At 70.5% G+C, this 13437-nt stretch carries 15 protein-coding genes; 13 read left to right on the top strand and 2 right to left on the bottom strand.

The annotated features are described in order from the left end of the window. Nucleotides 1-164: 164 nt before the first annotated feature. The 3 genes from ACESK5_RS04440 to ACESK5_RS04430 all read left to right on the top strand — a co-directional run bounded on the left by ACESK5_RS04440 (nucleotide 165) and on the right by ACESK5_RS04430 (nucleotide 2470). A complete protein-coding gene (locus ACESK5_RS04440; protein WP_372910340.1) occupies nucleotides 165-1232 on the top strand; it encodes an AAA family ATPase in 1068 nt (355 codons plus the stop codon). Next, a complete protein-coding gene (locus ACESK5_RS04435; protein WP_372910339.1) occupies nucleotides 1229-1834 on the top strand; it encodes a protein sorting system archaetidylserine decarboxylase in 606 nt (201 codons plus the stop codon). Before ACESK5_RS04440 ends, ACESK5_RS04435 begins: the two co-directional genes overlap by 4 nt. Nucleotides 1835-2008: 174 nt before the next feature. Continuing rightward, nucleotides 2009-2470, top strand: coding sequence for a DUF6069 family protein (locus tag ACESK5_RS04430; protein ID WP_372910338.1), 462 nt, complete (start codon nucleotides 2009-2011; stop codon nucleotides 2468-2470). Between the two features lie 40 nt (nucleotides 2471-2510). On the opposite strand, the gene ACESK5_RS04425 is transcribed toward ACESK5_RS04430, so the two are convergent. Beyond that, nucleotides 2511-3482 (bottom strand): methyltransferase domain-containing protein, encoded by a 972-nt coding sequence (locus ACESK5_RS04425; protein ID WP_372910337.1) that lies wholly within the window; start codon nucleotides 3480-3482, stop codon nucleotides 2511-2513. Between the two features lie 117 nt (nucleotides 3483-3599). Between ACESK5_RS04425 and ACESK5_RS04420 the strand changes: the two genes are divergently transcribed. From ACESK5_RS04420 to ACESK5_RS04405, 4 genes are all read left to right on the top strand, one after another. Beyond that, nucleotides 3600-4163, top strand: coding sequence for a TATA-box-binding protein (locus tag ACESK5_RS04420; RefSeq protein WP_372910336.1), 564 nt, complete (start codon nucleotides 3600-3602; stop codon nucleotides 4161-4163). Nucleotides 4164-4266: 103 nt separating this feature from the next. After that, on the top strand, nucleotides 4267-4638 hold the full coding sequence (locus ACESK5_RS04415; RefSeq protein WP_372910335.1) for a hypothetical protein: 372 nt from the start codon (nucleotides 4267-4269) through the stop codon (nucleotides 4636-4638). 126 nt (nucleotides 4639-4764) lie between these two features. Continuing rightward, nucleotides 4765-5733 (top strand): lysostaphin resistance A-like protein, encoded by a 969-nt coding sequence (locus tag ACESK5_RS04410; protein WP_372910334.1) that lies wholly within the window; start codon nucleotides 4765-4767, stop codon nucleotides 5731-5733. A 58-nt stretch (nucleotides 5734-5791) separates the two neighbouring features. Continuing rightward, a complete protein-coding gene (locus tag ACESK5_RS04405; protein ID WP_372910333.1) occupies nucleotides 5792-6247 on the top strand; it encodes a hypothetical protein in 456 nt (151 codons plus the stop codon). A gap of 7 nt (nucleotides 6248-6254) precedes the next feature. On the opposite strand, the gene hisG is transcribed toward ACESK5_RS04405, so the two are convergent. Beyond that, nucleotides 6255-7100 carry an ATP phosphoribosyltransferase gene (hisG, locus tag ACESK5_RS04400; protein WP_372910332.1) on the bottom strand — a complete coding sequence of 282 codons (846 nt, stop codon included), beginning with the start codon at nucleotides 7098-7100 and terminating at the stop codon, nucleotides 6255-6257. A 193-nt stretch (nucleotides 7101-7293) separates the two neighbouring features. Between hisG and ACESK5_RS04395 the strand changes: the two genes are divergently transcribed. Genes ACESK5_RS04395 through ACESK5_RS04370 form a run of 6 tightly spaced genes read left to right on the top strand, consistent with a single transcriptional unit; the run spans nucleotide 7294 to nucleotide 13427 of the window. Further along, a complete protein-coding gene (locus ACESK5_RS04395; protein WP_372910331.1) occupies nucleotides 7294-8685 on the top strand; it encodes an ABC transporter substrate-binding protein in 1392 nt (463 codons plus the stop codon). Beyond that, on the top strand, nucleotides 8686-9561 hold the full coding sequence (locus ACESK5_RS04390) for a branched-chain amino acid ABC transporter permease (RefSeq protein WP_372910330.1): 876 nt from the start codon (nucleotides 8686-8688) through the stop codon (nucleotides 9559-9561). Further along, nucleotides 9561-10529, top strand: a complete 969-nt coding sequence (locus tag ACESK5_RS04385) for a branched-chain amino acid ABC transporter permease (RefSeq protein WP_372910329.1) — start codon at nucleotides 9561-9563, stop codon at nucleotides 10527-10529. Before ACESK5_RS04390 ends, ACESK5_RS04385 begins: the two co-directional genes overlap by 1 nt. Then, on the top strand, nucleotides 10526-11329 hold the full coding sequence (locus ACESK5_RS04380) for an ABC transporter ATP-binding protein (RefSeq protein WP_372910328.1): 804 nt from the start codon (nucleotides 10526-10528) through the stop codon (nucleotides 11327-11329). Before ACESK5_RS04385 ends, ACESK5_RS04380 begins: the two co-directional genes overlap by 4 nt. Further along, complete coding sequence (locus tag ACESK5_RS04375) at nucleotides 11329-12072, top strand: ABC transporter ATP-binding protein (protein ID WP_372910327.1); 744 nt, start codon at nucleotides 11329-11331, stop codon at nucleotides 12070-12072. Before ACESK5_RS04380 ends, ACESK5_RS04375 begins: the two co-directional genes overlap by 1 nt. 59 nt (nucleotides 12073-12131) lie before the next feature. Beyond that, entirely contained in the window at nucleotides 12132-13427 is a 1296-nt protein-coding gene (locus tag ACESK5_RS04370; protein ID WP_372910326.1) for an amidohydrolase, read from the top strand. The last annotated feature ends 10 nt before the right edge of the window (nucleotides 13428-13437 follow it).

Raw genomic sequence — 13437 nt, 5'->3', positions numbered from 1 at the left:
TCGTGGCCGCTCGCTCCCGGGACTCATCAATCCTGCCGACCGCTCGCCGCTCCTCGACGCGTCTGCCGGTCGCTGCCGAGACGGAGCGCGAGACCACCCGACGACGGGCCCGCCCGTCTCGGCTGACCGACCGATTCTTAGCCCCTCACCGACACGTACGGGGTATGGACGCGCCGCTCTGGACGGAGACACACGCGCCGGCGCTCGCGGACCTCCCCCAACCGGAGGTTCGCGACCGACTCCGGCGGACGGTCGACGAACCGATGAACCTCGTGGTACAGGGTCCCTCCGGCGTCGGCAAGACCGCCGCGGTCCGGGCGCTCGCACGGGAGACGCACGACGACCCCGACACGGACCTCGTCGAACTCAACGTCGCGGACTTCTTCGACCGGACGAAGAAACAGATTCGCGACGACCCTCGGTTCGAACACTTCCTCCAGGGCGAGACGGAGTTCTCGAAGCAGTTCCGACGGAACACAGACAAACGCAAGAAGTACAAGCGTGAGTGGTCCAAGCGCGATATGCTCCGGCACGTCATCCAAGAGTACGCGGGCTACTCGCCGGCCGGCGGCGAGTTCAAGACCATCCTCCTGGACAACGCCGAGGCCATCCGCGAGGACTTCCAGCACGCGCTCCGGCGCGTGATGGAACGCAACCACCAGACCACACAGTTCGTCATCGCCACCCGCCAGCCCTCCCGGCTCATCCCCCCCATCCGGTCGCGGTGCTTCGTCGTCCCCGTCCGGAAGCCGACGACGGACGAACTCCGCGCGGTGCTGGCGGACATCGTCGAGGCGGAGGGCGTCGAGTACGACTCCGCCGGACTGGAGTTCATCGCCGGCTACGCGAACGGCGACATCCGTCGCGCGGTGTTGAGCGCGCAGACGACGGCCATCGAAGCCGGCGAGGTGACGATGGACGCCGCCCACCGCGCCATCAAGGAGGCCGGCCGCGACGACGACCTCAAATCGGTCCTGGCAGACGCCCGCGCCGGCGACTACCGCGACGCCCGCAAGACCATCGGGACGCTCCTCGACGACGAGGGGTACGAGGGTGGCGACCTGCTCCGGGCGCTCCTCCGCGTCGCGCGTCGGAGCGACGTCAGTGGCGAGGACCTCGCCCGCCTCCACCGCATCGCCGGTGAGGTCGACCACGACCTCGTGACCGGGACCGACGACCGTCTCCACCTGACGCACCTCCTCACCGCCTGGGGAGAGGAGGCGGGGGCGTGAACTTCGCTCCCGGCGCCCGTCGGTGGGTGCTCCCCCCGCTCGTCGGCGCTATGGTCTTCGCGTTCCTCCTCCCGCCGCTGGCCGTCGTGCTCCTCGCCGTCGGCCTGTTCGCCCTCTGGAACTTCCGCGACCCCGAGCGGTACCCGCCGACGGTGGGCATCGTCGCGCCCGCCGACGGGACAGTCTCGGTCGTCCGCGAGGAGGGCGACCAGTTCCGCGTCGGCGTCTACATGAACGCCCTCGACGTCCACGTCGTCCGTGCACCCAAGAAGGGGTACGTCGACGGCGTCTCGCACTCGCCGGGCGCGAACGAGCCCGCCTTCTCGAAGGAGTCCGAGAAGAACGAGCGCGTCGACGTCGACTTCGGCCTCTTCGAGGTGTCGCTCATCGCAGGCTGGTTCGCCCGGCGCATCACTCCCTACGTCCACGACGGCGACTCGGTCGCCAAAGGTGACCGCCTCGGCCACATCGCGTTCGGCTCTCGCGCCGACGTCCTCCTCCCCCCGTCTATCGACCGCGAGCACCTCCTCGTCGAGGAGGGTGATTCGGTCCGGGCCGGCGAGACGGTGGTCGCCGAGGTGCCGGACGACGACGACGTCTGACGGGCACACCACCTCCGCCCCGTCGGTTCTCGACGACCGGGACCGGACGGCCGCCGAAGCCGTCGACACGCGCCGGGCGTGTCGATGGTCGAATCCGGACGGAGCGACTCTCGGATTCAAACGTCCCGTGAGGTCGACGAATCGGTTATGCTCTGCGGCGACCTCTCTTCTCCCGTGACCTCGACTCCAAACAGACAGCCGACCGACACTGACCTCTCTCTCGGCCGGACGAGTCGCCTCGTCAGGCGCGGCAGTCTCGCGCTGGTCGTCGCCGTTGCCGTGAACAGCGTGCTGGTTCTCCTCTCGGACCTCGCCGCAATCGCGCCCGACCTGACACACCTCAGTTACGGCCCTGTCGCGGTGCTCACCGGCGCGGGGGTCGTCGGTGCCACGGTGGTGTACGCCGTCCTCGCACGGTCGGTTCGCGCGCCGGACCGAACGTTCACGCGGGCCGCCATCGCGGCCCTCGCCCTGTCGATGCTTCCGACTGCAGCCGTCGTTCCGGGCGAACCGGGCGCGACGCTCCTCGGAACAGTCGTCCTGGGGATCATGCACGTCCCGCCTGCAGTCGCGAGTATCGTCTTCCTGACCGGTCGACTGTCGGGAACGGCTCCGGAGACGACGGGGCTCGGCTGACTACTGCCGTGGTCCTGGTGAGGTTCGGCCGATTGGCCGCTCACCCCCGACGTAACACGTGGACGTGCCGCGTCAGCGACCCGTGGACGCGCCGCTCGAACCGGTCTTCGACCGTCCACCCGGCCTCCTCGGCCTCGTCAGCCCAGGACCGGTCGGCCACCACCACGGCCTGCGGAGCGACGCGCGCCGCCTCCGAGAGCGCACCCGGGACGAGGTCCGCGAGCGTGTGCGTCGCCACCTTCGACTGCCGGCCGTAGGGGACGTCGACCACGACGCCGTCGGCGCTGTCGTCTCTGAGTGGGAGGGCGGTCGCGTCGCCCCTGAGCACGTCGTAGCCGTCGTCGAGATACGCGGCCAGGTTCTCTCGCGTCCCGCGCGTCATCTTCCACTGGGCGTCGAGGCCGACCACGTCGCTCCCGACGAGGCCGGCCTCGACGAGGAAGCCGCCGGTGCCACACATCGGGTCGACGACCCGCGTCCCCTCCCCCGCGCCGGCGACGTTGACGGCCCAGCGGGCGTCGAGAGGGTCCATACTCCCCGGCTGGAAGAACGGTCGGTCGGTGGGCTGTCTGGTCGAGAAGTCGCGGACGCTCTCGGCGACCTGCCAGCCCAGCACGCACTGCTCACCGGAGTACCACGCACAGAGGACGTGGTCGGGGTCGTCGAGGTCGACCGAGAAGTCCCGGTCGACGAGGACGCTCCCGAGTTCCACCTCGGCCTCCCGGGTCGAGACGCCGGTCGTCGACCGGACGTCGCGGGCGCGGACGGCGACGCTCCCCGTCCGGTCGATGCGGGCCGCTTCGAGCAGTGCCCGCGCGCTCTCGACGCTCGCGTCCGTCCGCCCGACGAGTTCGGCCGCACGGTGGGTGTAGGCCAACCGTCGCACCCGCTCTCGGTCGACGCCTCTGGCGACGGCCAGCCCGGGTGCGTCGACCGTCACGTCCGTCGCAGCCACGCGGGCTTCGCAGGCCGCGTAGGCGTCGTCGGTTCCGGCGAGTTCCAGCCCGTACACGCCGCCGAGTCGACGCGCCCGGCGAAAGAGCGTGTCGGTCCGCTCTCGCCTTCGTTTCGCGGCGTCGACCACCGCACCAACCTTTTTAAATCGTACATACGAGGTTCAAGCCAGTATATGAGGGACCCAAAGGAGACCATCAACATCGAGAACGTGGTCGCGTCGACGGGTATCGGCCAGGAACTCGACCTGCAGAGCGTCGCGATGGACCTCGAAGGCGCCGACTACGACCCCGAGCAGTTTCCGGGCCTCGTCTACCGGACGCAGAACCCCAAGTCCGCGGCGCTCATCTTCCGGTCGGGCAAGATCGTCTGCACCGGCGCCAAGAGTACCGACGCCGTCCACGAGAGCCTCGAAATCGTCTTCGAGAAGCTCCGTGACCTCGAGATTCCCGTCGACGAAGAACCCGAGATCACGGTCCAGAACATCGTCACCTCCGCGGACCTCGGCGTGAGCCTCAACCTCAACGCCATCGCCATCGGCCTCGGCCTGGAGAACATCGAGTACGAACCGGAGCAGTTCCCCGGCCTCGTCTACCGCATCTCCGACCCGAACGTCGTCGCCCTCCTCTTCGGGTCCGGGAAACTCGTCATCACCGGCGGCAAACACCCCTCCGACGCCGAGGAGGCCGTCGACAACATCGTCTCCCGACTCGACGAACTCGGCCTCCTCGACGGCTGACCGCCGCCACGACCGTCTCCCCCCGCCGCGCCGTTCGCGGTCTCACCCGCGCTCACGACACGAGATAGTCGGACCTAAGGCGCTCTCGTTCGTCCCCTCCGACATGGTCGTTCTCCAGCCCGTGCCCTCCGGGAGTCCGGCACAGGTGGCCGGCACGTTCGCCCTCTTCGCGCTCTTCTTCACCGTCACGGCCCACATCGCGGCCAGGAACGTCTTCGGGGACGTCGAGATCAAGAGGGCGTTCGCCGTCGGGCCGGCCGTTCCGGCCATCAGCTTCGTCTTCGTCGCGCTCTCGTGGCCGTCCGTGCTCGCCCTGCCGCTCGCGCTCGCGGCGGACTTCGGCCTCTTCCGGTACGTCTACCGGCGGTCGAACCGGCTCACCGCGTACGTGACGCTCATCCACGTCGTCGTGAGTATCATCCTCGGCGTCATCGTCTTCGGGCTGTTGGCGCTGATTCAGAGCGCCCCCGGGTGACAGGTGAGGACGAGGAACCCGCGCCGGCGTCTCGTCGGCCATCGCGTCACGCTCTCACGGCTGTCGTCGCCGAGCGACTCCGAGCCCGTGTACTGAAGTGACCCACACACGCACCGACACACGTCGATGGCTCCCCCCCTCGCCCTCGGTAAACGACTCCTCTGGAACGCCGACGAGCGCCGTCCGCGCGCCCCGTGGCGACTCCTCGCCGGTATCGTCGTCATCGCGCTCGCGCTCGTCGGCACGGCGCTCGTGCTCCGTCCCCTGCGGCCCCTCCTGACCCCGCTCCTCGTCGAGAGCCTCTCGCTCGTCGCCCTCGTCACCGCCGTCTCCGGCGTGACGAGCGCCGGTGCCATCGCGCTCGTCGGGTGGGTCGTCGACCGCCGGCGCCTCTCGGACTTCGGCCTCGGCCTCGACCGTGACTGGTGGGTCGACCTCGGCTTCGGTCTCTTCCTCGGGGCCGCCCTCATGACGCTCGTCTTCGCCGTCGAACTCGCGCTCGGGTGGGTCGTCGTCAGCGGAACGTTCGCGTCGACCGGGAGTTTCGCCGCGGCCTTCTCGTCGGTGGTCGTCCTCTTCGTCGTCGTCGGCGTCCAGGAGGAACTGCTCGCACGCGGCTACCTCCTGACCAACGTCTGTGAGGGACTCACCGGCTGGTTCGGCGAGCGCGGCGCGACGGCCGTCGCCGTCTTCCTCTCCTCGGCGGTGTTCGGTGCGCTCCACCTCGGGAACCCGAACGCCACGCTCGTCTCGACGCTCTCCATCTCGCTCGCCGGCGTGATGCTCGCGCTCGGCTACGTCCTCACCGACGAACTCGCCATCCCCATCGGCGTCCACATCACGTGGAACCTCTTCCAGGGCGGCGTCTACGGCTTCCCCGTCTCCGGACTGGGCCTCGACGTCGCCGTCGTCGCCGTCTCGCAGGGCGGCCCCGCGCTGTGGACCGGGGGCGCGTTCGGACCGGAGGCTGGACTGCTCGGCGTCGGTGCCATCGCGCTCGGCGCGCTCGCTATTCCCGCGTACGTCCGTCTCCGCTACGGGTTCGTCGCCGTCCACCCCTCGCTCACCGTTCCTGACCTGCGGTGGCGCGACTGAGTCTGAGTAGTGTGAGCGCCCCACATACATTCATCCCCTCGCGCGTCGTCGTGGTGACGTGAACTTCGAACTCCTGGGGCTCCTCGGGCCTCGTCGCCGGCTCTCCCTCTGGCGTGTCGTCGGTCCGGGCGCGTGGCTCAGCGTCGCGCTCTGGTCGGTCGTCGTTCTCGTCGCCCTCGGCGCGTACCGGAGCCCCGGCTTCCTCACTCGGCTCACAGGTGCGGGCGGCGTCGGCGAGGCCGTCGGCCTCCTCCTGGGGGTCGTCTCGCCCGTCTCGTTCCCGCTCGTCATCGCAGGCGTCGCGTGCGTCGTTCTCCCGCTTCGACTCCTCCGCGAGGTGCGCCGGGCGTTCCGCGGGCGGCGGCGGTACGGTTCCCGATACCACGACGTCGGCGACGGTGGGGTATCGGGGACCGATGTCGCGGGGGGTCTCCTCGCTGGCGGACTCCTCGGCGGCGTCGTCGACGCGTTCGACGGTGACGACGGCGATAGCGGTGGGGACGGGGGCGAGTGACGCGGCGCTACTCGACCAGCCGCTCGATTTCGGTGACGAGGATGCCGCTCGCGCCGACGTTCTTCAGTTCGTTCACCACCTCGTACACCTCCCGCTCGTCGACGACGACGTGGACGGCCACGTGGTCGTCGCCGGCGACGTCCATCACCGTCGGCCCGCCGAGCCCGGGGATGACGTCGCGGACCTCGTCGAGACGGTCCCGGGGGGCGTTCATCATGAGGTAGCGTTTGCCCTCCGCGGAGAGCACCGAGCGGAGCGCCATCACCAGCTGCTGGACCTTCTCGTCGTCGGCGTGGTCGGGGTGGGCGAACAGCCTCGCGGAGGAGGAGAGCACTTCGTCGACGACCCGCAGCCGGTTCACCGCGAGCGTCGTCCCCGTTGAGGTGATGTCGATGATGGCGTCGGCCATGTCGACGTGCGGGGTGAGTTCCGTCGCGCCCGTCACCTCCACCACCTCGGCGTCGATGCCCTCGCGCTGGAAGTAGCCGCGAGCGATGGTCGGGAACTCCGTCGCGACTGTCTTCCCGGAGACGTCAGCCGGGTGCTCGATGTCGCCGTCTTCGGGTGCGGCGAGGACGAGCCGACACTTCCCGAACTCCAGGTCCACCAGTTCGGTCAGGTCGTGGCCCGATTCGCGAACCTGGTCGTAGCCGGTGACGCCGACGGCGGCGGCGCCGTCCCAGACGTACTCGGGGATGTCGGCGGCGCGCGCGAACAGCACCGTCACGTCGGGGTCGACCGTTCCGGCGTACAGTTTGCGGTCGGCACCGTTGTCGAGGTGCAGCCCGGCGCGTTCGAGCAGGCTCAACGTCGGGTCGTGGAGACGTCCCTTGTTGGGAACGGCGATGCGCATACCCTCCCCTGACGCCGTCGGGTGAACTGCCTTTCGCCCGCGGCCGTCCCGTCCCCGGCGGCCGCCGCCGTCGCGCTGGCCGCCGCGTCGTCTCCTCGCACCCACCCGCCGTCGACGCCGTCTTCAGGCGCGCTCCGGGCGTCAACGGTCGAAGATAACGCTTTTAGCCCTCTCGGTACTGGTGCGACCTACTGTGGCTGGAAACCGTCTCAGCGGCCGGCGTCGCGTCCTCGCCCTCGGCGCCGCCGCGTTCGCGGGACTCGCGGGCTGTGCCGGCAGTGGGAGCGGTGACGCCGACTCCGACTCCGGCGGCGAGGGTGACAGCGGCACTGACACCGACAGCGGTGCGTCGACCACTGGGACCGATTCGGGGTCCGGGTCCGGGTCCGGGTCCGGTTCGGGGTCCGGGTCCAGCGAGGCCGGCGTCTCCGTCGGCGTCCTCCTCCCCTTCACCGGCGAGTACGACTGGGTCGGCGGGAACGTCCTCCCGGTCGTGGAGATGCTCGCCGAGCAAATCAACGAGTCGGGCGGCATCGACGGCAATCGCGTCGAGGTGGTCCAGGCAGACACCGAGGCGACAGTCGACGCCAGCGTCTCCGCGGCGCAGAAACTCGTCAACGTCGACGGCGTCGACTTCGTCGTCGGCCCGACGAGCCTCACGTTCACGGGCGTCATCGACCTCATCCGGGAGAACGGCGTGCCCGTCATCACCCCCACGGCGGGGACGACCGAACTCGATTCGGTCGGCGGCGAGTACATCTTCCGCACCGTCCCCTCCGACTCGCTCGGCGGCCGCGCCATCTCGCGGGCCGCCCGGAACCAGCAGTTCAACACCGTCACTTCGTACGAACAGATGGGGCTGATGGTCGGGAACGCCCCGGCGCTGCAGTCGTTCAGAGAGCCGATCAGTTCCTCGTTCGAGGAGTTCGGCGGGACGCTCACGAGCGTCCTCGACTACGCCACCGGCAAGTCGTCGTACCAGTCGGAGGTGTCGAAGATGCTCTCGTCGGAGCCCGAACTCGTCACGCTCGTCGGCACGCCCGAGGACAGCGCGAAGATACTCAGAGCGGCGTTCCAGGCCGGCTACGAGGGGAACTGGTTCGTCACGCAGGACCAGACCAACGCCGACTTCCTCGAACTCACCGACGACCGGGTCACCGACGGCATCTTCGGCCTCGTCGAGGCCGACTCCCCCGCCGCCGTCGAGGCGGGGCGGGTCGAGCAGTTCACCGCCGACTTCCAGTCGTACGCGGGCCGGGAACCGGGCATCTTCGCGAAGAACACGTTCGACGCGATGAACATCGGCGCGCTCGCGACCCGGGCCGCCCTCGCCGCCGACGGCGAGGTGACGCGCGAGGGCATCGCCGCCCAGATTCCGCAGGTGGCGACCCCCGAGGGCGAGACTGTCACGAACTACGCAGAGGGCGCATCGGCGCTCGCGTCGGGCGCGGCGGTCAACTACGAGGGCCTCGTCGGTCCCTGCGACTTCGACGAGAACGGCGACATCTCCTCTCCGTTCGCCATCATGAAGGCCAGCGGCGGGTCGTGGGAACAGGTGGCGACCCTCCCGGCCAGCGAACTCTGAATGCTCGTGGACGCGCTCGCGGGCGTCGTCCAGACCGTCGTCTACGGCCTCGTCAACGGGAGCGTCATCGCCGTCGGCGCCGTGGGGCTGACGCTCTCGTACGGCGTCACCCGGTTCATCAACTTCGCGTACGGCGAGTTCCTCACCCTCGGCGCGTACGTCGCTCTGCTGGTCGTCGGCTTCGGCGTCGGCGTCCCCGCCGCGGCGCTCGTCGCGCTGCTCGTCGTGGGCGTGCTGGGGGTCGGCATCGCTCGCGTGTTCTACGACCCGCTCGCGGACCGGGGGCCGCTCCCGCTTCTCATCACGAGCATCGGCCTCGCGTTCGTCCTCCGCAACGGGGTCCGCGCCGTCGCCGGCACCGAGGCCCGACAGTTACCGGTGCCGCTCGTCCGGCCGTGGACGTTCTTCGGCGTCAGACTCACGCCCGTCGAGGTGGGCATCTTCGTCACCGCCCTCGCGACGATGCTCGCCGTCCACCTCCTCCTCCAGCGGACGATGCTCGGCAAGCGGATGCGTGCGACGAGCGGCAACCGCGAACTCGCCGCCATCGCGGGCATCGACACCGACCGCGTGATTCGCCGAACCTGGTTCCTCTCGAGCGTGGTCGGCGCGCTCTCGGGCGTCCTCCTCGCCGTCCAGTTCTCCCCGTTCCGCCCCACGATGGGGTGGGACTTCCTCGTCGTCGTCTTCGCCGCCACCCTCCTGGGCGGCATCGGCAAACCGTACGGGGCGATGGCCGGCGCCCTCGTCGTCGGCGTCGCCATGAGCCTCGGGACGCGCTACGTCGCCACGGAGTACACGATGGCGTACGCGTTCGTCATTCTCGTGGGCGTGCTCCTCCTGAAACCGGAGGGCATCGCGGGGGGTGATCTCTGATGGTGGAAGTCGCGGGCGCGGCGGTGGCGCTTCTCAGCATCGGCACCATCGCGCTCATATACGCGATGCTCACGATGGGGCTGAACGTCCACTACGGCTACACAGGCCTGCTGAACTTCGGCCACGTCGCGTTCTTCGCGGCGGGGGCGTACACCGCCGCGCTGCTGACGATGCCGCCGCCGGGTCCCGGCGCGAACTACACCGTCGCGCTCGCGCTGCCGATGCCGTGGGCGCTGCCGGTGAGCCTCCTCTCGGCGGCGCTGGTCGGCGGCGCGCTCGCCACCCTCATCGGTCTCACGAGCGTCCGCCTCGGGACGCACTACCTCGCCGTCGCGACGTTCGCGCTGGCGGGTATCTTCGAGGACGTCCTCGTCAACGAGGCGTGGCTCACCGCGGGGACGTTCGGCCTCAACAGCGTCCCCCGGCCGGGACGTGCGCTCCTCGGGCCGGGGACGTGGCAACTGGGCTACTTCCTCTTCGCCCTCGCGCTCACCGTCGGCGTCTACCTCGTCGTCGAGCGCCTGAGCGACGCGCCGTTCGGCCGCCTCCTCCGCGGCGTCCGCGAGTCCGAGGAGGCCGCCGAGGTGCTGGGGAAGGACACCACCCGCGTGAAGCTGAAGTCGTTCGCCATCGGCGGGATGATCGCCGGCCTCGCGGGCGCGGTGTACGCTCACTACGTCGGGAGCGTCGTCGCCGTCACGTTCGTCGCGCTCGTCACGTTCCTCGTGTGGGTCGCGCTCCTCCTCGGCGGGGCCGGGTCGAATCTCGGTGCCGTCGTCGGGGCGGTGGTCCTCGTCGCCTTCCGCGAGGGGACGCGCTACCTCCCCGACGTCGGCGGGTCGCCGACGCTCCTCCCCTCGCTCCGGTTCGTCGTCGTCGGCCTCCTCCTGATTCTCGTCGTCCGGTTCCGCCCCGCGGGCCTGTTCGGCGACCCGGACGAACTCGTGCTGGCGGGTGATGAGCAGTGACCCTCCATCCGGCGTCCGCTTCCGAGTCCGACCCGGGTTCGACGCCCGCGCTCGCCGTCGAGGACCTCGTGAAGACGTTCGGGGGACTCAGAGCCGTCGACGGGGCCTCCTTCTCGGTCCCGGCGGGGTCGGTCACCGGTCTCATCGGCCCGAACGGGGCCGGCAAGTCGACGCTGTTCGACCTCGTGACCGGTGTGCTCTCCCCGGAGTCGGGGGAGATTCGGCTCCGCGGCGAGCGCCTCGTCGGCCGCGCGCCCCACGAGGTCGCCGCCGCGGGCGTCGGCCGGACGTTCCAGACGCCGAAGACGTTCGCGGGCATGAGCGTCGCCGACAACCTCGCGTTCGCGGCCCCCGACCAGACCGGCGAGTCGGCGCTCAGCGCACTCCTCCGGGGGCAGACGGTCGCCGCCGAGGAGCGGGCGCTCGCCGAGCGCGTGGCCGAGACGCTCGACTTCCTCGACCTCTCGCACCTCGCCGACGCGTACGCCCGCGGCCTCTCCGGCGGACAGCGGAAACTCCTCGAACTCGGTCGCGTCCTCATGCTCGACCCCTCGCTCCTCATGCTCGACGAACCCGTCGCGGGGGTGAACCCCGCGCTCGCCGATCGTCTCCTCGACCGGGTCAGGGCGCTCAACGACGAGGGCCGGACCGTGCTCCTCGTCGAACACGACCTCGACCTCGTCATGCGCGAGTGCGACTACGTGGTCGTCATGCAGGACGGGACGACGCTCGCCACCGGGACCCCCGAGGAGATACGGGCGGACGACCGCGTCGTCGACGCGTATCTGGGAGGTGGCTGATGGGGGACATCCGACGGGTCCCCCGCGTCGACGACGCGCTCCTCTCCGCCCGCGGGGTCGAGACGGGCTACGGCGACCTGCAGGTGCTCCACGGCGTCGACCTCGACGTCCGGCGGGACGAAATCGTCGTCGTCTTCGGCCCGAACGGGGCCGGGAAGTCGACGCTCCTGCGCGCCATCTACCGCCTCCTGCCGCTGTGGGCGGGGAGCGTCACCGTCGACGGCACGGACGTCTCGACGGTCGAGACGGCCGACCTCGTCGACTACGGCGTCGGCTACGTCCCCCAAACGGCGAACGTCTTCCCCAACCTCTCCGTCTCGGAGAACCTCGACGTCGGCGGGGCCCCGGTCGCCGACTCGTCCCGGCGTCGCGCGGACCTGTACGCCCTCTTCCCCCGCCTCGCGGAGCGTTCGAACCAGCGGGCGTCGACACTCTCGGGCGGCGAGCGGCAGATGCTCGCGATGGCGCGGGCACTGATGACGGACCCGGACGTCCTGCTCGTCGACGAACCGTCGGCGGGACTCGCGCCCCAGCTCGTCGAGCGCGCCTTCGACCACGTCCAGCGGGTGCGCGAGGGAGGGACGGCCGTGCTGATGGTCGAGCAGAACGTCCGCGCGGCGCTCGGCATCGCCGACCGTGGCTACGTCCTCGACGTCGGTGAGAACCGCTTCGAGGGTCCGGCGGCGGACCTGCTCGCGAGCGACGCGGTCCGCGACCTCTATCTGGGGGCGCGCGAGGACTGACGCTCCCGGCGCCCGCGCGGACCGACGGGGTTTTCGCCGGGGCGGCCGCACCCGCGCACATGCAGACGCTCTGTGTCGCCGGCGGACGGGTCGTCCACCCCGACGGCTCCGTGACGACGGCGGACGTGCTCGCCGACCAGGACCGGGGGGAGATCGTCGACGTCGGGCCCGACCTGACGGCCGAGGCTGACCGGGTGCTCGACGCCGCCGGGGCGGTCGTGATGCCGGGCCTCGTCAACGCCCACACCCACGCCGCGATGACGCTCCTCCGGGGCTACGCCGACGACAAACCGCTCGAGACGTGGCTCCGCGAGGACATCTGGCCCGCCGAGGCCACCCTCGAACCCGCGGACGTCCGTGCCGGCACCGACCTCGCCCTCCTGGAGATGATCCGCTCGGGAACGACGGCGTTCGGCGACATGTACTTCCACGAAGGGGAGGTCGTCGAGGGCGTCGCCGAGGCTGGCCTCCGCGCTCGGGTCGGCCACGGCATCGTCACCGTCGGCAAGGACACCGAGACGGCGCACGACGACGTCGACGAGAGCCTCGACGTGGCCCGCGAGTACGACGGGGCCGCCGACGGCCGGGTCCGGACGGCCGTGATGCCCCACTCGCTCACGACCGTCTCGCGCGCGGCGTTCGAGCGCTGTGTCGAGACGGCCCGCGACGCCGGCGTGCCGCTGCACCTCCACGCGAACGAGACGCGCGACGAGGTCGACCCCATCGTCGACGACCACGGGACGGACCCGCTCCGGTACGCCGACTCGCTCGGCGTCCTCACTCCGGAGACGTTCCTCGCTCACGGCGTCCACGTCTCCGACGCCGAAATCGAGTTGCTCGCCGACCGGGAGAGCAGTGTCGTCCACTGCCCGGCGTCGAACATGAAGCTCGCGTCGGGGATGGCACCCGTCCAGGAGTACCTCGACGCGGGCGTCAACGTGGCGCTCGGGACAGACGGCGCGGCCTCGAACAACGACCTCGACCTCTTCGACGAGATGCGCGACGCGGCCATGCTCGGCAAACTCGCCGCCGACCGCGCGGACGCCGTCGCCGCCCCCGACGTCGTCCGAATGGCGACGGCGGGCGGCGCGGACGCCCTCGGCCTTCCGGGTGGGCGCATCGCCCCCGGCGAAGCGGCCGACCTCGCCGTCGTCGACCTCGACGCGCCCCACCTGACGCCCGTCCACGACGTGGTCTCACACCTCGTCTACGCGGCTCGTGGCTCCGACGTCCGCCACACCGTCTGTGACGGGCAGGTGCTGATGCGGGACCGGACGGTGCTGACGATGGACGAAGAACGGGTGAAAGCCGAGGCGAGAGAGCGAGCGGCGGCGGTGGCCGAGCGCGCCGACTGAACTGCGCGCC

It is taken from the genome of Salinigranum sp., assembly GCF_041641895.1.
In the GTDB taxonomy this organism is placed as follows: domain Archaea; phylum Halobacteriota; class Halobacteria; order Halobacteriales; family Haloferacaceae; genus Salinigranum.
This window is presented reverse-complemented; position numbering and strand designations above follow the sequence as displayed.

Bases quoted from the DNA above. Each gene is read 5' to 3' on its own strand.
- ACESK5_RS04410 (WP_372910334.1), top strand. From the start codon at position 4,765: ATGGCTCCCCCCCTCGCCCTCGGTAAACGACTCCTCTGGAACGCCGAC.
- ACESK5_RS04390 (WP_372910330.1), top strand. From the start codon at position 8,686: ATGCTCGTGGACGCGCTCGCGGGCGTCGTCCAGACCGTCGTCTACGGC.
- ACESK5_RS04420 (WP_372910336.1), top strand. From the start codon at position 3,600: ATGAGGGACCCAAAGGAGACCATCAACATCGAGAACGTGGTCGCGTCG.
- ACESK5_RS04415 (WP_372910335.1), top strand. From the start codon at position 4,267: ATGGTCGTTCTCCAGCCCGTGCCCTCCGGGAGTCCGGCACAGGTGGCC.
- ACESK5_RS04375 (WP_372910327.1), top strand. From the start codon at position 11,329: ATGGGGGACATCCGACGGGTCCCCCGCGTCGACGACGCGCTCCTCTCC.
- ACESK5_RS04370 (WP_372910326.1), top strand. From the start codon at position 12,132: ATGCAGACGCTCTGTGTCGCCGGCGGACGGGTCGTCCACCCCGACGGC.
- ACESK5_RS04385 (WP_372910329.1), top strand. From the start codon at position 9,561: ATGGTGGAAGTCGCGGGCGCGGCGGTGGCGCTTCTCAGCATCGGCACC.
- hisG (WP_372910332.1), bottom strand. From the start codon at position 7,100: ATGCGCATCGCCGTTCCCAACAAGGGACGTCTCCACGACCCGACGTTG.
- ACESK5_RS04440 (WP_372910340.1), top strand. From the start codon at position 165: ATGGACGCGCCGCTCTGGACGGAGACACACGCGCCGGCGCTCGCGGAC.